At 38.9% G+C, this 19,990-nt stretch carries 15 protein-coding genes; all 15 read left to right on the plus strand.

Features of this window, described 5'->3' with window-relative positions:
• The first annotated feature begins 1 nt into the window (after position 1).
• The 15 genes from BM386_RS01080 to BM386_RS01150 all read left to right on the plus strand — a co-directional run bounded on the left by BM386_RS01080 (position 2) and on the right by BM386_RS01150 (position 19,947).
• The gene (locus BM386_RS01080) at positions 2-1,324 is read left to right on the plus strand and encodes an acyl-CoA synthetase family protein (protein ID WP_091691218.1); all 1,323 of its coding nucleotides are present in this window, start codon (positions 2-4) and stop codon (positions 1,322-1,324) included.
• A complete protein-coding gene (locus BM386_RS01085; protein WP_091691219.1) occupies positions 1,321-2,517 on the plus strand; it encodes a glycosyltransferase family 4 protein in 1,197 nt (398 codons plus the stop codon). The genes BM386_RS01080 and BM386_RS01085 overlap by 4 nt, the downstream gene beginning before the upstream one ends.
• Positions 2,514-3,407: an NAD-dependent epimerase/dehydratase family protein gene (locus tag BM386_RS01090; RefSeq protein WP_091691220.1), complete on the plus strand. Its 894-nt coding sequence runs from the start codon at positions 2,514-2,516 to the stop codon at positions 3,405-3,407. Before BM386_RS01085 ends, BM386_RS01090 begins: the two co-directional genes overlap by 4 nt.
• Positions 3,407-4,450: a glycosyltransferase gene (locus BM386_RS01095; protein WP_091691221.1), complete on the plus strand. Its 1,044-nt coding sequence runs from the start codon at positions 3,407-3,409 to the stop codon at positions 4,448-4,450. The genes BM386_RS01090 and BM386_RS01095 overlap by 1 nt, the downstream gene beginning before the upstream one ends.
• Entirely contained in the window at positions 4,451-6,310 is a 1,860-nt protein-coding gene (gene asnB, locus BM386_RS01100) for an asparagine synthase (glutamine-hydrolyzing) (protein WP_091691222.1), read from the plus strand.
• Between the two features lie 12 nt (positions 6,311-6,322).
• On the plus strand, positions 6,323-6,718 hold the full coding sequence (locus tag BM386_RS01105; RefSeq protein WP_091691223.1) for a sugar 3,4-ketoisomerase: 396 nt from the start codon (positions 6,323-6,325) through the stop codon (positions 6,716-6,718).
• Positions 6,715-7,152: a sugar 3,4-ketoisomerase gene (locus BM386_RS01110; protein ID WP_091691224.1), complete on the plus strand. Its 438-nt coding sequence runs from the start codon at positions 6,715-6,717 to the stop codon at positions 7,150-7,152. Before BM386_RS01105 ends, BM386_RS01110 begins: the two co-directional genes overlap by 4 nt.
• A complete protein-coding gene (locus BM386_RS01115; protein ID WP_091691225.1) occupies positions 7,133-7,600 on the plus strand; it encodes an acyltransferase in 468 nt (155 codons plus the stop codon). Before BM386_RS01110 ends, BM386_RS01115 begins: the two co-directional genes overlap by 20 nt.
• A gap of 49 nt (positions 7,601-7,649) precedes the next feature.
• Positions 7,650-8,654, plus strand: coding sequence for a glycosyltransferase family A protein (locus BM386_RS01120; RefSeq protein WP_091691226.1), 1,005 nt, complete (start codon positions 7,650-7,652; stop codon positions 8,652-8,654).
• A 322-nt stretch (positions 8,655-8,976) separates the two neighbouring features.
• On the plus strand, positions 8,977-15,177 hold the full coding sequence (locus BM386_RS01125; protein ID WP_170857001.1) for a PKD domain-containing protein: 6,201 nt from the start codon (positions 8,977-8,979) through the stop codon (positions 15,175-15,177).
• Positions 15,178-16,176: an N-acetylneuraminate synthase family protein gene (locus BM386_RS01130; RefSeq protein ID WP_091691228.1), complete on the plus strand. Its 999-nt coding sequence runs from the start codon at positions 15,178-15,180 to the stop codon at positions 16,174-16,176.
• Positions 16,176-17,330, plus strand: a complete 1,155-nt coding sequence (gene neuC / locus BM386_RS01135; RefSeq protein ID WP_091691229.1) for a UDP-N-acetylglucosamine 2-epimerase — start codon at positions 16,176-16,178, stop codon at positions 17,328-17,330. Before BM386_RS01130 ends, neuC begins: the two co-directional genes overlap by 1 nt.
• Before the next feature lie 290 nt (positions 17,331-17,620).
• Positions 17,621-18,553, plus strand: coding sequence for a sulfotransferase (locus BM386_RS01140; protein WP_139235813.1), 933 nt, complete (start codon positions 17,621-17,623; stop codon positions 18,551-18,553).
• The gene (locus tag BM386_RS01145) at positions 18,550-19,248 is read left to right on the plus strand and encodes an acylneuraminate cytidylyltransferase family protein (protein ID WP_091691231.1); all 699 of its coding nucleotides are present in this window, start codon (positions 18,550-18,552) and stop codon (positions 19,246-19,248) included. Before BM386_RS01140 ends, BM386_RS01145 begins: the two co-directional genes overlap by 4 nt.
• Positions 19,249-19,260: 12 nt before the next feature.
• Positions 19,261-19,947: an FkbM family methyltransferase gene (locus BM386_RS01150; RefSeq protein WP_091691232.1), complete on the plus strand. Its 687-nt coding sequence runs from the start codon at positions 19,261-19,263 to the stop codon at positions 19,945-19,947.
• Positions 19,948-19,990 lie beyond the last annotated feature (43 nt).

The following is a 19,990-nucleotide window of genomic DNA, read 5'->3' on the forward strand; positions in this document are numbered from 1 at the left end:
AATGCTGACAATTATTGATCTTCTAAAAGCTCAGAATTATCCTATCCAAGCTGCCCAAAAAGAATTAATTAAGATACAAGCTTTATCTAAAGACCAATTTGAAGACTGGAAGCAAAAAAAGTCCTGGGAAATCGTGAATTTCCATTTTTCGAATAATCCTTTGTATCAAAAATTAGTAGGAAAATATCTTCCTGATAGATGGGAAGATCTGCCTATAGTAAAAAAGAAGGATCTTCAATGTGAAGTGTCGGAAAAACTGAGTAAAGGTTTAAAAGATAGAGAGATACATTTTGGCAACACTTCGGGATCTTCGGGAATGCCCTTAAAATACGCCAGAGATAAATTTAGTCACAGTATGACGTGGTCATTGATTCTGGATAGGTATAAGAAAGTGGGGATTTCTCCGCATGATTATCAGGCTAGGTTCTATGGCATACCTTTAGGATTTCCCAATTACCAGAAAGAACGATTGAAGGACAAATTGATGAACCGGTTTAGGTTTGTTGTATTTGATCTTTCGGATGATAGTATGGCGAGTTTTACTCGTAAATTCAGCGAAAATAAATTCATTTACACCTATGGATATACAAATACACAATTGTTTTTTGCCCGATATTTGGAAAGGAATAGTTTAATTCTAAAAGATATATGTCCCTCATTACGAGGTACAATCGTCACTTCTGAGCAATGTACAGATGAAGATAAATTGTATCTTGAAAGGCAGTTTGGTGTTCCTGTATTCAATGAATACGGGGCATCAGAAGTGGAATTTTTGGCGATGTCGGATTTATCTGGAAAACGATGGTTATCCTCAGAAACTTTGGTTACTGAAGTAGTAGATGAAAATCATAACCTTCTGAAAGATGGGACTAGCGGTAGTCTGATTTTTACCAATATCTACAACAAGGCCATGCCCTTCATTCGATACGAAGTTGGCGACATAGGTTCTATAATTCATCATGAGGATCATATTCTCACAGAGTTGGATCAGCTAAATGGCAGACTCAACGACACAGTTATATTACCTTCGGGAAAAAAGGCTGCTGGGTTTTCACTGTACTATATTTCTAAGCATCTGATGACCACTTTAGGATATTTGCAGGAGTACCAGGTCAGGCAAGTAGAGGTAGATACATTTGAAGTGGATATTGTCATGGATCAGGAGGCGGATAATCATACTTATCAGGCAATTCAGGAAGGTTTTGATTTATATCTGGAAAAGGGATTAAAATTAAAGATTAGAAAAGTGGAGAAAATCAATCGTGAGAAATCTGGCAAATTGAAGCATTTTATTTCAAGTTTGGGAGCATCGGTTAATTCATGAAAATCCTTTATTTCTACCAGTATTTTGCCACCTCAAATGGGTCTTGGGGTACACGAGTGCATGAATTTACTAAAGAGTGGGTAAAGGAAGGCCAAGAAGTTACCGTCGTTACAAGTGTCTATTCAAAATCCGATATTTCTGCATCTGGATTTATCGAAACGAAATATTTTGAAGGAGTTAAAGTCATCATTATCAATGTTCGGATAGACAACAGACAACCTTTTCTAAAAAGGATTTTTTCATTTTTAGCCTATTCTTTGATTTCTTGTTGGTATGCTGTGACCTATTCTTGTGATTTGGTGATTGCTTCCAGCGGACCTATCACGGTTGGATTGCCGGGACTATTGGCAAAATATCTAAGGGGAAGAAAATTGGTTTTCGAAGTGAGGGATCTCTGGCCTGATGGCGCAATAGAACTCGGGATCATCAAAAATCCAATCCTGAAAAAGTTTTCCTTGGCATTTGAAAAGTTATGCTATAAATCTTCCAGTCTAGTGGTAGCACTCTCAGAGGGAATGAGAAATGAAATTCTGATTAAGGCACCTGACACAAACGTCATTTCAGTGACGAATGCAGCCAATATTGAATTGTTCTCAACCCCGGTGGAATTCCCCAAAGATTTTCCTGTAAAACCTCATCAGTACGCCATATATACAGGGAATATTGGGGAGGTAAATAATTCAGTATGGTTATTGGAAACCGCGAGAATTCTTCAAGAGAAGGGTGAAGAGGATATACAGATTTTGATTATCGGAGAAGGGCAGCAACGTGAATTGATAGACCAGGCGATAAAAGCGGAGAATTTAACTACGTTGATAAGATTGGGCTTGATGCCAAAATATAAGCTTGTTCCGCTGATCCAACATGCCATGGTTTCATTGGTTCCTCTGAAAGGTTCAAAAATACTTGATACCTCATCCCCCAATAAATTTTTTGAATCTCTATCAGCAGGTATTCCGGTTATTCAGAACACTCAGGGTTGGATGAAGGAATTCCTCGAAGCAAACAAGATTGGTTTTACCTTATCACCGAATGATCCCAACCAGTTGGCTGAGTTGTTAATCCATGTGAAGGAAAACCAAGGAGAATTACAGGAAATGGGCCAACGGAGTATGGAGATTGCACGGAAGGAGTTTGATGCTGAATTTCTTGCCCGTAAGATGTTGAATGGGATTTTGGAGGTTGCCTCATGAAAATCTTGCTAACCGGCGGATCAGGATTCTTAGGTAAGTACATCTCTGCTGTCCTTTCTGAGGAGAACGAGTTGATTACTGTAGGAAGATCTCCGAAGAATACGATTCAGGCTGATCTAAGTAAATATATCCCAGACCTCCCGGCTGTGGATTGGGTAATCCATGCAGCCAGCCCCGCGCATTTCGTTCCGAAGACAGCGGCAGAAGAGCAGTCTTTTTATGACACGAATGTAGGAGGAACGCAGAAATTGCTTGATAAAATCCTGACCCCACCGAGCGTATTTGTTTTCATCAGCACAGTAGCTGTGTATGGTTTGGAAGAGGGGGAGTTAATAAAGGAGACTCAGGAGTTGAATCCAACCACACCCTATGGTAAAAGTAAAGTAGCCGCAGAAGAGCTGATTCAGAATTGGGCAAAACTACACCAGGTAAAACTATTTATCCTGCGCCTTCCACTGGTGGTTGGTACTAATCCTCCTGGCAATTTGTCCGCAATAGCGAGGATGATTAAAAGGAAAATGTATCTGCGGGTAGGAAAAGGACTTAATAAAAAGTCGATGGTTTTGGCGGAAGATGTAGCTAGGTTACTACCTGGATTGGAAGACAAGCTGCCGGGTATTTATAATTTGTGCGACCCTGATCCTGCCAGTATGTGCGAAATAGATTCTGCACTAGCTTCGCACTATAATTTTAAGATAAGGAGTATTCCGGAATTTCTTCTCAAGACAGCCGGCAAGCTTGGGGATTTGATTCCTTTCTTTCCTGTCAATACTTTGAAGGTCAGTAAACTTTCTTGTACCCTTAGTTTTGATTCTTCCAAAGCGAGGAAAGAGCTTGGGTGGAGACCCCAAAGTGTTTTGGAATACCTGAAAAAGGAAACTATTATTTGATGAGAATTTTATTTTTGGGAGAGACCTATCGTGCCGATGCTAAAAGTTGGATAAGGGGCATAGAATCCAATTTTGATACAAAATTGGAAACAATGGAGTTGCCAAAAGGGACTTCAAGAAGTGTTCGAATGTTGGCAGCAATTGGTTTCTTTTGGAAAATCATTTCCACCCGCTTTTCCCAGCCCTTTGACCTTGTATTGGCCGAGCGTGCTACGAGTTATGGTTTCTTCTCCTTGTTTGTAAATGCAAAGAGGAGGATAGTAGCACAGCAGGGTATTTCGGATGTGTACCCCGAAAATGGCATATCAGGCTTCTATAAAAGTATCCTGCAGCGAAAGGTATATAAGCATGTAGATTTGATTCATGCATGGGGCAAGGTAATGACTTTTGCGATGCTGGAGTCTGGCGCTTCTCCTTCAAAAATCATGGTTTTACCAAAAGGGATTGATTTATCGAACTATCAAAACCCAGCAAAGGAAAGCCTTGAACCAGCTTTAATAGTTACAAGATCACTTTTTGATCTCTATAGACATGTGGATATCGTGGAAGCCGTAAGGATCTTACAGCCCAGGAATGTACATATAAAGGTATATTTTGTGGGGCAGGGGCCTGAAAAATCTACCTTGGAATCCTTGATTAAAACCTATAAGCTAGAAGGAAAGATCATTCTAAAAGGACAAATCCCAAATGAAGAACTTCCTGCATTGATGAATTTATGCAGATATTATGTGGCAGTACCTACGACAGAGGGGGTTTCCAGTTCCCTGTTCGAAGCTATGGCAGCGGGATGCTATCCTATAGTTACTGATCTTCCGGCCAATCAGGTGTTTATTAAAAATGGGGAAAATGGAAGTTTGGTAGAACCTTGCAATCCTGAACAACTTGCAGATGCCATTCAGTACGCCTTGACTAATGATTTAAAAGTTAATGCTGCTTTACTTCAAAACAGAGTATTTATAGAAGAACATGTTGATTTTGATAAAAATATGAAAACTATCTCAGCGCGATATAAGTCGATGTTGAAAACCACTAATAATTCATAAATGTGCGGAATTGTAGGCTTTTGGAATAAGGAAAATCCAGCTCAGGAATCTAAGTTAGTAGCGATGAGGGAGTCTTTGATCCATAGAGGTCCTGATGCAGGCGCTCATTGGATAGATGGGAAATTAGGGTTGGGACATAGACGACTTTCAATCCTGGATTTAAGCGAGGGAGCTAATCAACCTTATACCTCTCCTTGTGGTAATTATACAATGGTATTCAATGGGGAAATTTTCAATTATAAATCGTTCTATCCTGAGTTAACCAATAAAGGCTATCAATTCAGGACGACTTCGGACACAGAAGTCCTACTCTATCTGTTAATGGAGCAGGGAACTAGTGCGCTAAAGCGACTAAATGGCTTTTTTGCCTTTTCATTTTTTGATAAAAGAAAACAGGAATTGCTCATTGCCAGAGACCGATTTGGGGTGAAACCACTTTTTTATCAGGACAACCAAGAAGGTTTTTTCTTTGCTAGTGAGATAAAGGCGCTTTGGGCCGGGGGAGTTCCCAAACAGATTGAAGAGTCCCATTTAGACGAATTATTTCTGTATAGATTTAATTCTGGAGAAAATACCGTTTTTAAACGTATTTATAGGCTACTTCCTGGTTATTTTATGAGAATTTCAAATTCAGCCAAGACGATACATACCCAAAGGTGGTTTCATTTGGGTGAATCCATCGCTGCTCAGCCTAAGATCGAAAAACCCTACGAATGGTTTGAGCAAGCATTCCATGAGAGTATTAGGCTCAGGATGATTTCAGATGTTCCGGTAGGAACGTTGCTAAGCGGAGGTTTAGATAGTAGTAGCACGCTTTTCAGCCAATTTAAACAGGGTTACGAAGCACTAAGTGCATGGAATATCTCATTCTCTGATAAGGAGCATGATGAATCGCATCTTGCGAGGAAGCTATCTCAGGAAGTTGGAGCTTCGTTTCATAGTTTTGAATTTACCAACGAGGAATTAGTGAATCTTACGACTCGTTCACTGCTTCATCACGATGAACCTATTATGCATTTTTCTGACGGACATCTGTTAGGGATTTCTGAAAAGGCAAAAGCCGAGGTGAAAGTTTTGTTATCTGGGGAAGGAGCCGATGAGATCTTGGGAGGATATGTGAGATATAAAGTTCATGACAATGAGTTCAGGTATAATTTACTTAATTTGATCCGGTACATTCCAGATAAATGGCTCAAAAATGAGCGTCTTAGGAAAATGAAGCGCTACCTAGGCATGGGAAATCGCGATGCGGAAATTTTAATGAATGCCAACGAATTGTATTTGGCGGATTTAAAGAAATTGGGTGTCTTATCTTCTGATTTGCTTCCTGAATACAGGGTCAATAAACTGGAAGAAGCCAAACAGGTTTACCCAACCAATAGGTTGCGTCAGCTACTCTATTTGGAGCAACATACGCATCTATATACCCTCAATGACCGTAATGATAGAACGACCATGGGGGCATCTATAGAATGTAGGGATCCGTTTTTAGACCCTGACTTGGTAGTTGGAGTAGGGAGCCTTCCAGATGAATATTTTCATATAAAAGGGAAAGGAAAGGATTTGCTGATGAATTCCATAGGCAAGCAACTTCCGGATTACATTACTTCCCATAGAAAAGTAGGGCTCTCTGTACCCTGGGATGAGTTGATTTTAACTAACCCTTACCTTAGGGAGACACTAGAGAATCTTCCGAATTCAGAGTTATTCTCACTCAAACCCTATTGTTTTTTGGATATTAAAGGAATCGTAGAAGATTTTAAGAAATACCCTAAAATTTATTACCCTATCATTAGACAGGTATATTTTACAGCACTTTGGTTTCAAACTCAATTTGAATCAAAGAAAGTATATGCCTAAGCGTTTTAACACATGAACAACCACTTGAAATTACCCAAAATATTCGACCCGCGCGGAAACCTCACATTTCTACAATTTCCCGATCAGGTTCCTTTTGAAATTAAACGTGTCTTCTGGACATACGATGTGCCCGGGGGTGAAATACGAGGCGGGCATGCCTTCAAAGAGCAGCAGGAAGTAATCGTTGCATTGAGTGGGTCTTTTGATGTGGTAATTACAAATGCGGATGGAAGCGAATCCCGCTATTCTTTAAATAGGTCTTACAATGCCTTATTTCTGCCTAAATTGACCTGGAGACACTTAGATAATTTCTCCACTAATGCAGTTGCATTGCACCTTTCAGACTCGGAGTTTTCTTCGGAAGACTATATCCGGGATTTTCAGGTACTTCAAAATTTCAACAAATGAGTCAAAAGAAAACTATCTGGGATGCCAATCTTGTCTATTTGCCCAAAATAGGTGATAGAAAAGGACATATTACTCCAGTAACCAATTTCAAAGAAGTACCTTTTCAGGTAAAGCGGGTCTTTTATTTGTATGATATTCCTGGAGGAGAAAGTAGAGGGGCACATGCTCATTATGAATGTCAACAGTTTCTGGTGGCAGTAAGTGGTGCTTTTGAGGTTTTGTTGGATGATGGAAATTCAAAACGTCAGGTTTTGCTTAACAGGGCAGATTTAGGATTATATATTCCGGCGGGAATTTGGGCTTCAGAGATTAATTTTTCAGGAGGTGCTGTATGTTTAGTCCTTGCTAGTCAGAATTTTAACGCTGAAGATTATATTCGAGATTATAGTGACTACTTAAATTTTATCAAAAGAGATGATACATCCATTCGCTGAGGTACAAACCAAAAACATAGGTGGTGATTCCAAGGTTTGGCAATTTGCAGTCATATTGGAAGGTGCTGTAATAGGTGATGATTGTAATATTAATTGTCATACGTTTATAGAAAATGATGTGCTAATTGGAAACCGGGTTACTGTTAAATCGGGAGTATACTTATGGGATGGGATAGTGATTGAAGATGACGTGTTTATAGGACCCAATGTGACATTTACCAATGATAAGTATCCTAGGTCCAAACAGTACCCTGAAGAATTCCAAAAGACTGTGATAAAAAAAGGAGCTTCAATTGGTGCAGCTGCTATTATTCTCGGAGGATCTGTTATTGGAGAAAACGCAATGGTCGGTGCTGGAGCTTTAGTTACCAAAGATGTGCCTGCAAATACCTTAGTAGTTGGAAGTCCTGCAAGAATAGTCAAATACCTTGAAGCTGGCGAAAAATAGTAGTATTCATAACTTAGTGAAGCATTAATTTTTAAACTCTTTTTAATTTATGAGGACGGGTATTAATCCAGCAAAATTAGATTCTCAACTTTCAGTTCAGTATCACCACAGAATAGTCATTCCTGTATTTATCCCTGAGCTATCTGGATATTTTGAGAATTTAAAAGAGGTGTACAGGTTATGCATAGAGACTGCATTTAAAAGCCAGCACAGCAGATCAGCGATCACAGTGGTAGATAACGGCTCATGCGAAGAGGTGAAAGCGTGGTTGAGAGAACTACAGGATAGGGGGATTATCGAAACATTGATTACTCATCAAAGTAATATAGGAAAAATTGATGCGATCATAGGAGCAGCCAGGGGATCTAGAGAGCCTTTGATAACACTTTCGGATAGCGATATCCTTTTCCGCAATGGTTGGCAGGAAGAAGTGGAAAGTGTTTTCCGTTCTTTTCCAAAATCAGGGGCTGTAGCGCCTTTTCCTATAGCCAGACACATGTATTACCATTCCTCTTCCACCCAAAAAGCTGTAGTGACGGGTGATATGAAGTTTAGTTTTCGAGAAACAGATGAGCATGAATTAATTAGAGAAGTGTATGAGTCTTACGGTTGGAATTACGAACCAGCATACGACGGGGTACTCCCAGTTGTTCAGAAGAATGGTAAGGAAGCAGTGATGGGATGTGGGCATCAGGTATTTACCATCCGTCGCGAGTTGTTTTTCGACATGCCATTAAGCCCAAGTTTTATTAAAATAGGAGCCGGCTCCGAGCTCAACTGGATTGATAAACCTATCAATGAACTTGGTTTTTGGAGATTAAGTACCTTAAAGACATATGTACATCATATGGGTAATCAACTGACCGAAGAAAATAAGGCAGCGTTCGAAGAAGTAGTGAAAAATGAATCCACTCCTAATTTATTGGCTCTGCCACAAACAGAGGTTAACAAAATGAATCTTTGGGAGCATAGGTTCTTTTCAAAAATATTTAAGCTGAAAAATGATTTCAGACCGCCAGCTCCTGAGTTGACTGTCCAATTTAAAAGTTTGTGATTTGGTGAAAGAAGTGAATATTTTTTATTGGTTCGTTTTTCAACTATTATTTATTAGACGGAGAACGATGGAATTAAATCGATACGATAAAATGATCATTAAAACACATAGGCAATGTTTATTTTTATCGTCAAAGATTCCTTATGACCATAGAAAAACAATTATAAGCAGATGAAACCTGCCCTAATTCGCATAGTTTTTGCCGTATTCTTTTATTCGAAAAACTCATAAACCATTATCATTTGATTCAATTGCATAGCGTGTGGTTTTTGTAGACCTTTGGACCATAGTGATTGATAAAATAAAGTTGATGACAATATTTATGCGTAACTTTGTTAAGGGGTTTTCTGCGCTCCTTGTGAAGGATTGTCGGCTTTTGGCACTGGCAGTGTGGGGAGTATTAAGCTTAAACTTTTTTACGGCAACTTCCCTCAAAGCTCAGATAATATCTATTCCACGAGAAGGGTTTCCTTATTGCGAACCCTTTACGAATGTAAATGCTACTGGAGGGTTTGATTTTACTTTATTAGGAGGTGAAATAAGGATTCCCGTTGGTGTTCCAGAAAATCCTACTTCCTCTACTATTATCAAACCCTACTCAGCATATGCAAATGGAAATTCCTTACAATTAACACCTTTGGAATATTGGCATTCTGGATATGCAATTGTGGATATTCCCTTTTCTTCCCAATTCGGAATTAAAACCTCATTCGAATATTTTTCCTATGGGGCTCCTGATCCTAGAGGTAATGCTGATGGGATAAGTTTTTTTATGTTCGATGCAGATCAGCCTCTGAGTTTAGGATATTTAGGAGGATCTTTGGCTTATGCGCCATATATTGGTTTAGACGGAACGCCATTACAACCTGGCATCGCAGGTGGTTATGTTGGAATTGGATTTGATGAATGGGGTAATTTTGGGGTTGGTAAAGTTGGAGAACCAATTGCAAATTGGGATCCAAGAATTGCTAACAGTATTACCGTAAGAGGACCTGAAACCCTGAATTACGACGTCTATGAAAGGTATGTAACCAATAAAGTTAATGCTTTCGGTGTGGATTATTTCCCCCCCTCACCATTGGATGGTGATCCTACCAAATGGTTTGACATAGACCATAATAACGCAAATAGGCCGGTTGATTGTTTAGTGCCTGGGTATAGGAAGGTATTTATTGAACTCCTTCCAAACGGATCTGGATATCAAATTAAGATTGATATGCTGGTCAATACAAGTCTAAATGGACAGCAATTAGTATCTTTTCCGCTAATTGATTATCCTTTTAACGCTCCGGATAGGTTGAAAATAGGCTTTGCAGGGAGCACAGGAAATGGTAGGAATAACCATGAAATACGGAATGTTACTGTTAACGTAGCGGATATTTCCGAAGCGCTATTACCCTTGGTGTCGGATCAGAATAAAGTGATCTGTATTGATGATGATTTGGAGTTTGAATTTCCAGTTGTTCTTCAAGCCGGGAATGATGCATTCATCACTTGTATGCAGCTTTTTGAAAATGACCCGGGGCCACCAGACAATAGCACGCCCCCAACTAATTACACTTGTGGTTTTGATGGCTCCTTATGTACCGATAAATGTAATCCTGATAATTATGAGGTTCCAGTTTATGATGCAAGTGGTAATTTATTGGGCACTTTTTATTCCATTTTAGAGGAGCTTAATACTGGAAATTTTGAGGACGAGAGAAATAAGGCCACAATCCGATTTGAGCCCGCCCCTGGTTTTACAGGTGAAGCTTCGGTCTATTACAATGTCACAGATAACTACGGTCTAACTTCAGAGCCCGCCAAAATCACAGTGGTTTCAAATCCATTTCCAGTAGAAATTCAGGATGGGGAGATCGACAATCCATCGTGTGATGGACAGCAGGATGGTAGGATTTACGATGTGATTGTTGGTGACCTTGTCGTTGGCTTTGATTACGAATGGTTACATAATGGCAGTTCCATAGGGAAATCAGGTGCTACAGTTAGTAACCTAGTAAATGGTGAAGCTACTTTTGAATTAACTGGAGTGAATCTAGGTGCCTACACTTTGAATGTTTGGAACCCTTCCGATTCCCAAGGTGGAGGCTGTCCTGTGCCAGTTCAGGTTCTTGTAGATCAGGAAAATGGTACGCCGGTAACATTGGATGTCCCTGACAAAACCATTTGTGAAGGTGAGGTTGTGAGCTTTTTACCTTTGGTTGACCCCGCTGATATACCTTCAGGTGCCAGCCCTTCCTTTTTGTGGTATCAAAATTCCGATAGATCAGGGGGAGCACTTTCCAATAATTCAACAATTACCGTGAGTGGGAATCAGGTTGATGTATCTATTTCCTCAAGTGGAGAATTAACGTTATCAGGATTAAAAAATACGGGCGGAACTTCTACTTTTGATTTTTTTGTGGAGGCCGCCACTCAATCTCAGGTAGGAGGTAATTTTTGTCCTTATCTAGGAGACGTATTGACTGTAGCATCCGTCACGGTAAATCCTCCTTTAAGTTTTACAGTAAGCTATACGGATGATTGGTGTTTAACTAGCGCCGGTGAAATCGAAGCTAGTGTATCGGGTGCTACCGATATAACATATTTTTTATTGGATGATGCAGATGTGGTATTAACATCGAATACCTCCGGCACTTTTACTGGTTTAGCATCTGGGGACTATAAAGTTTATGGCACTTCCGCATCTTTAGGCTGTAGTTCTCCTGTAGAAGATGTTACAATCGAAGGTCCTGTCGAGGGTTTGGTGATTGCACCTGTTGATGTAGAGAATTCCTATTGTGGACTTCCTAATGGAACAATTTCCTTTGAAGTATCCGGAGGAAATATCCCTTATTTATCGATTGAGTTAAATGGTAATCCAATTCCATTTGATCCAAGTGGAATTTATGAAATACCTGACTTACCACCCAATTCTTACGATATTCTCATAACAGATGCAAAAGGTTGTACTGCTACCATGCCTATGACCGTTCAAGCAGACCCTCCTTCCAATTTTACTACAATTGGTTCTGAGGTCTGTGAGGGACAAGAGGCCTCTGCTTCAATCGATATTCTTGACTCCTCCACGGGATTACCAACCTTTAACTGGTATAAAGATGATGGAATGGGGGGGTATACGTTAATCCCGAATTCATTGATTGAAGGAAACATAGAATATTATGTAAGTCCCCAAAAGGAATTATTTGTTACGGGTCTCCCTGCAAGTGAGGATCCTTACATTTTTTACCTTTTGGTCACAGGTGATAAAATTTGTGATCAAGGCTATATTCCTACAGAAATTAAAGTGACACCAGGCCCAGAAATGAATGAGCCAATCCTGACAGAGACCTGTTATGGAGAAAGCTTAGGTTCTATTCAGGCACAAATTCCAGGAAATAATTTTAATGATTTCGAGTTTAGCATCGAAGGAGATAATGGAATCACGATAGATTTTTCAAAAAATGGAGGTTTATTTGAAAATCTACCTGCCGGATCATACGAACTAAGTATCAGAAGTGCACTTGGTTGTATCACAACTTTACAGGACGTGGAGGTTCTTGAGCCCGCAGAGCCTATAAGCCTGGCCAACCAGTCCATAGAAAGGGCTTCCTGCGATTTAGCAAATGGAGTGATTAAAGACCTTCAAATTACTGGTGGTTGGGGAGATTATACTGTAGAATGGCGAAAAGGAACAATTGATGGTACTGTGATTCCTGGAAGTACTACAGGAGCTGTAGACTTATTACCTGATACCTATTTCTTGCTAGTTACCGATGAGAAAGGATGTTTAGAATCTTTCGAATTTGTAGTTGGGGAGCTTTCTGACCCAGTATATGATTTGGTTCCTCCTATAGATGTTTGTCTGGAAGAGGAAGTTGAAATCAGACCAATTCATTTGGCACCAGATCCGAGTCTGCCACCTGCAGCATTTACAGAAGTTTTCTGGTATAAAAATGCTGGACAAAATGACTTGATAAGTAATGGCGCTGATCCAAGTGATCCTAATATCATTTACACCATTGATGATTCTGATTGGTTAAACCCAAAACTACAAATAGAAGGTTTACCGGCAGGCCTTCATTCCTTCTATTTTTATGTGGAATGTACTGGACAGGAAATAGAAGTTGAAGTTGAAGTTTTTGACATTCCTACTGTTGAGCTTGAAACAAGTTTAGTTTCTTGCTTTGGAGGAAATGACGGAAAACTAGCTTTTATATCTGGAACAAATGATTCATATACCTATAGTATTGATTCTGGAACTCCTGTCACCCAAGCTGATCTTGAATTAATGAGCTTTTCCGCAGGAGAATATAACCTTCAAGTATTAACTCCTGCAAGTTGTCCTCAGTCTTTGACCTTCACCATTGAAGGTCCTGAAGAGCCATTGGTGATTTCTCCTCTGGTGGGAATTAATCCAGGTTGCGGTGCCCTTAACGGGAAGATTAATGCTACAATCACTGGAGGCTGGCTTCCTTATACAGTATCTGTTTTAGAGAATGGGGCAGTCATTCAATCTTTGGAACTTTCTGATTCTTCTCTGACTTTAGATGGGTTGGCATCCGGGTCATATTCTCTTATTATACTAGATGCTCAGGGATGTGAAATAACTAGCCCCACTCTTGAATTAGTTGATGGACCCTCTCAAATTCTGGTCGATAACCAAATAGTTTGCGAAGGACAGGAAGTTATACTAACTCCTACTATTGACCCAGCTGCTTCAGATGTAGTTTTTGAATGGTATTTTGATGCCAATACAACTCAAAAAATAAACTCTAATTCAATTCCTGATGGGAATGGAGTGACTTACGATATTAATCCTACTACAGGTGTATTGACTATCAATGGTTTATCTGCATCTGCCAACCAATATGAATATTTTGTGCTGGCTCAAGGACCTGAAGTCTGCCCTGGTTTTGTAGGAAGTGGGACAGCTATGGTTTATTCTACTCCAACAGCTACTTATACTAAAACAGATGAAGTTTGTTTTGAGGAAGGTGGAAGTATCAATGTTTCAGCAGTTGGCGGGTCAGGTAACTATATTTTTGTCTTGGACGGTCAGATCTCTCAAGACAATGGATTGTTTGAAAATGTTCCTAAAGGTATTCATACCGTTACAATCACTACTCCTGAAACTTGTGAAGTAACTCTTTCCAGTATTGAAATAAATGGGCCAGATAGTCCTTTAGAAATTGAAATTCTAGCCGTCGATAATCCATCTTGTGATCTTGCAAATGGTGCAATTACCTTAGGAATACAAGGTGGAATAGCAGGATATTCTGTAGAAGTATTTATGGATAACACTAGCCAGGGAATTTATACTGCTGATTCAAATGGTGAAGTACAAGTCCTTGATATTAAGAAAGGTGAATATGCATTCATCGTGACTGATGCTTCGGGTTGTGAGATTTCTTTATCCGAACCATTGGATCTAGAAGAAGTGCCTACAGTAATTACTTTGGAGGATCAGGTAATTTGTGCTGGTCAGGATGCCGTGTTACAGCCGGAGGTTCCAAGTAACATCAGCTCACCGGCATATACTTGGTTTTATGATGAAGCTATGACTTCTCCAATACTTCCAGGTCAGGTGAATGGAATTACTTATCAAATTGAATCTGATGGTGAGTTGACAGTTGTAGGACTTCCTGAAAGCCCCGACCCTTATATCTATTATGCAATGGTAGAAGGACCTGAGATTTGCGGAGTTACACCTAAGCAGGTTCAGGTATATGTCAATTCTTTCCCAAATCTTCGAGTATCGAACCCCTCCATTGTTTGCGATCCTCAAAATACTGTAGATCTGACCAATTACATAGAAGGATATAACCCATCCATTTACGAATACAGTATTTTCAGTCCTCTAGGCAATGCATTGGTAGGTAATGAGATAAATGCGGTCAATGAATCAGGAAATTATGAAGTGAGTGCTTCCTTTAAGGGATATAATTGCTGGACTGCTCCACAAAGGATATTAGTTAGGATTGCTAGTGAATTATTACAATCGAACTTTGAGTATCATGCTGATCTGGGTGGTGGTCTGATTGTAAGCAATCAAGATATACAGTTACTAGAAATTGTGGAATTTGAAGACTTTTCCACCGGTGATGTACTCCTGTGGAACTGGGATTTTGGTGATGGTACCACGAGTACAGCCCAAAACCCAAACCACATATTTCAAAATAAAGGCAGTTATACTATTACTTTAACAACCACTGATACGATTGGCTGCCAAAGCGTTTACTCCGTAGTAGTGGACGTGACAGATGAATATTTATTACTAATGCCAAATGCATTTACTCCTGATGGCATAAAGAACCAATATTACAAACCCATGCACAGAGGACTTGCCAGTATAGAGTTTTATGTGTTTAGTACCTGGGGCGAACTTATCTATCATGCAGAATCTTTGGAGGATTTAGGTTGGGATGGTACTTTTAATGGAAAACCTGCGCCAAATGGCAACTACGTTTATAAAGTTAAATACCGTACTAGAACCGGTAATGTATTTGATGAAGCAGGAGTATTTATACTAATTCGATAGATGATTATAGCAGAAATTGGCCAGGCTCATGATGGTAGCCTTGGAAATGCACATGCCTATATTGATGCATTGGCTGACACAGGAGTAGATGCAGTAAAGTTTCAAACACACATTGCAGCAGCAGAATCTTCAAAGTTTGAACCCTTTCGCGTCAAGTTTTCCAAACAAGATGATTCCCGATATGCCTACTGGGAACGCATGGAATTTACTTCGGACCAGTGGAAAGGACTAAAATATCACTGTGATGAAAAAGGCCTGCAGTTTATTTCATCACCATTCAGCAATGCAGCTGTAAATTTGCTGGAAGACTTACAGGTTCAATGTTATAAAATTGGATCTGGTGAAGTAGGTAATTTTTTGATGTTAGAGAAAATTGCTAAGACTGGAAAGCCTATTATTCTAAGCTCTGGGATGAGTTCTTTTGAAGAATTGGACAAAACTATTGGTTTTTTGACTCCCTTTGGTAATCAATTGAGCGTGCTCCAATGCACAACCGCTTATCCTACAAGTCCAGAACATTGGGGACTAAACGTTATCAGGCAGTTAAAGGAACGATATGCTTTGCCAGTGGGATTCTCAGATCATAGTGGAGATATATTTGCCTGCTTGGCAGCAGCTACACTAGGCGCAGATTTATTCGAATTTCACGTGGTTTTTGATAAGCGTCAATTTGGCCCGGACTCTGTTGCAAGTATCTCAATTGATCAAGCAAAGTATTTATGTGAAGGCATTCGGCAAATAGAAATAGCTAGAGCTAATCCTGTGATAAAATCAGAGAACCAAAAGTATTCTGAGCTTAAGGTAATGTTCGGTAAATCTCTAGCAGTGAATAAGGATCTTCAAAAAGACCATGTGCTCACTGCAGATGATTTGGAATCTAAAAAACCCGGAGACAAAGGAATTACTGCCGCAGCTTATCATGCTGTATTGGGTAAAAAGCTTAAGTGTAATATTGATAAATGGAGTTTTCTCACTGAAGAAGACTTATATACTGAATAATGAAAAGAAAGATATGCGTAGTAATTACTGCTCGACCATCCTATTCTAGGATAAAGACAGCACTTACTGCAATAAATAACCACCCTGAACTAGAACTACAACTCGTAGTGGCAGCCTCGGCTTTGCTGGATCGATATGGCAATGCGGTCAACAACATAGAAAAGGATGGGTTTACTATCACTGCCAAAGTATTTAATGTACTGGAAGGAGAGAACCTAACTGCAGCAGCCAAAACAACGGGAATCGGTATTCTTGAATTATCAACCGTATTTAATAACCTTAATCCGGATATTGTAGTCACCGTGGCGGATAGGTTCGAAACTATGGCAACGGCTATTTCAGCTAGCTATATGAATATTCCTTTGGCACATATCCAAGGTGGCGAGGTCACAGGCAATATTGATGAAAAGGTAAGGCATGCAATTACCAAACTTGCAGATTATCATTTCGTAGCTTCAAAGGATGCGCATCAGCGAGTGATTAAGCTTGGCGAAAATCCTGAATTTGTTTTTAATACAGGCTGCCCAAGTATTGATTTGGCTTATGAAATCCAGCAAACTCCAGTCCTTGATTTTGACCCAATAAAAAAATATGGTGGAGTGGGAGGAAGACCAGATTTGTCCCAAGGGTATTGGGTAGTAATGCAACATCCGGTCACTACTGAAGTAGGAGATTCTAGATTTCATATTGAAGAAACACTTCATGCAATGCATGAAATAAATCAGCCTGTTTTTTGGTTTTGGCCAAATGTTGATGCAGGAGCCGATGGTACAAGTACCGGTATAAGGTCCTTCAGGGAAACCCATCAACTTGATAATTTTCATTTTTTCAAAAACATGGAGCCACAGGATTTTTTGAAACTCCTGTATTCCAGTAAAGGACTGATAGGAAATAGTTCTGTGGGGATAAGAGAATGTGCCTTTATGGGAGTTCCTGTTGTTAATATTGGTTCCAGACAAAATAGTCGGGAAAGAGGTAATAACGTCAAAGATGTAGGGTATTCCAGAATAGAGATTCTAAATTCTTTAAAAGAAATTGAAAATTCCCCTAAACCAAAGATTTCTACTATCTACGGAAATGGTGATGCCGGTGAGAAAATAGCACAGCTTCTATCTGAAATTCCTTTGGTCTTCCACAAAACGATTACATTTTAAATTGTTTACTTGACTTGATTTCTAACAAGGATAACCGAGTAGGTATAGAGATATTAATAATGTTGTCATAATTTCTTGAATCTATTGAATTATAATTTTGGTCATAAATTTTACAAGATATATATTAATTAGTGGTTTATATTTCATTAATATTGAATAGTGCATTTATTATGGGGGAAATAATAGTATGGTGATAATTTTTATTTTCAGTTTGTCAGTCTTTCGCTAGATAAATAGTGGAATATGGCAGCTGGAATGACTGGGTAAAATCAGAGAAACGAATAACTAGAATGGAGAAAATTAAAAAACTAGATTTTATATTTGTCGGTGGCATGCCGAGGTCTGGAACTACTCTAGTAGGTCAGTTGACATCACAAAGCGATGATGTTTGGGTTATTCCTACAGATAATTCAATAATTAACTATTTGCCTAAATTGACCAGTGTGGATTTTGATCTAACTGGAGTTGATTTAGTAGAAATTATTCAAAGGTTATTGCTTAATACTACTGCAAGTAAATGGGGACTAAGTGTTGATGAAGTCATCACTGCTTCCCAGGAGTTCGAAATTAAAAATTGGTATGACTTATCAATTTGTTTTTTATTAGCAGCTAAATCTAAATATAAGCAAACGATCTACCTTAAGAGTCCAGGACTTGAGTATTATTTTTTTACTATTGAGCAAAGGTTACCCATAAAATACATTAGGAAATATACCTATGTAGTTAGGAACCCAATAGAGTCATATTTAAGTATGAAATATGCAGGATTGGCCTGGAGAAATAAGCTTGAAAAAGTAGTGGACGATTCTATTAACTGGTCTTTCCGATGGAGACAATCTGTAAATATGTATCTCCTAAATAAAGCATTGTTAGGGGATAATATGTTTTTGATTAAATATGAGGATAATGTAAAAAATCGCAAACAAGTATTTTTAAATTATTTTCCTTTTTTAGGATTAGAGCTTACTGAAAAAGTGTTAAATCACAAGAATAAAAGACAGAGCTCAATAAATGGACATGGAGAAATTGAGAGAGTGTTAACTCAGCTTGAAATTAGTAATATTTCAACATATTGTTTTGACTATATGAAGCTATTTGACTATTTGTCTGCGGATGAGAAATCTAATTTTTACACTGATTTTAGATTGACCGAAATTAATTTAATGGAAAATACAGAGATAATAAAAGTATTATCAAAGAAAATATTAAAGGGGTTTTTATGAGGATATTAGGATTGATTCCAGCTAGGGGAGGTTCAAAAGGCGTTCCGGGGAAGAATATTAAAATCTTGGGCGGAAAATCCTTACTTTCTTATACAGCTGAAGCAGCTTTGGAATCGCGATTGCTGAGCAAAGTAGCCCTGAGTACTGATGATGTTGGCATTGCAGCAGAAGGGAAAAGGCTTGGTATAGATCTCCCATTTTTAAGACCTGATGACCTGGCAGGAGATAAGACTCCCACCTTACCAGTGATCAATCATGCATTAGCCTATTATGCCGAGCAAGGAGATGAGTTTGATGCTGTATGTTTGCTACAGCCGACTTCTCCGTTTCGTCCTTCCGGGTTTATTGACCGTGCCATCTCAAAATTTATTGAGTTAGATGCTGATTCTTTAGTATCGGTCTTGGAAGTTCCAGATCACTTGAATCCCCACTGGACTTTTTTGCCTAACGAAAATGGATTTCTGCAAATAGCGACTGGAGATATTGAACTCATCACCAGAAGGCAAGAACTTCCTGTAGCTTACTTTAGAGATGGAAGTTTGTATTTGACAAAATCCTCAATACTTCGTTCAGGATCATTATATGGGAAAAGTTTAAGCTATTTGGTAAATGATCCTAATTATTATGTCAATATAGATACCTTAGATGATTGGGAAAGAGCTGAAAAGTGGGTAGAAAATATAGGTGATTTTTAAAATGAATATAAAATGATAAAAGACAAGTTGAGAAGAATCATCCACGCGAGATATAGGGTTTCTTTTTCTAAGGCAGGCGAGGATATTCAGTTACGTAAGCTTTTGAATACTGCCAAAGGGAAATATTTGGATATAGGGTGCTTCGAGCCAGTTACATTCTCCAATACTTATTTTTTCTATTTGAGAGGTTGGTCTGGGGTGGTCGTTGACCCTAATCCAGAACTGGAAACGCTCTTTAAAGCGCAAAGACCATTGGACAAATTCATTAATAAAGGGATTTCTTCAGAGCCAGGAATTCTGAAGTATTACATGTTGCCTTACAAGATGAGCTCTATGAATACATTTGATTATAGTTTTTTGGAGAAAAATGATCTGGTAAAATTTATTCAAAATGAAATAGAAGTACCACTTGTGACGATGAAGTCCATAGTTCAAGAAAACAACTTATTGGATGGAGTAGATTTTTTGGATGTGGATGTAGAAGGGTTGGATCTTGAAGTATTGAGTTCTAATGATTGGGAATTGTTCCGACCTAAACTGGTTATGGTAGAGACGGAAAAATCAGTAGAAGAGGACTTGTCTAGTGATGTTTATAAACTCATGATATCCAAGGACTATTCGCTTCTCTCGAAACTTGTTCAAAGTTCATCTGGCACAGGGAATCTGATTTTTGTCAAGAATGAATTCAAACTTAGTTAATCTGAGTTAGCAAAGATTTTTCTAGAAAACATAAAAGTGAGTA

It is taken from the genome of Algoriphagus locisalis, assembly GCF_900116615.1.
Taxonomy (GTDB): domain Bacteria; phylum Bacteroidota; class Bacteroidia; order Cytophagales; family Cyclobacteriaceae; genus Algoriphagus; species Algoriphagus locisalis.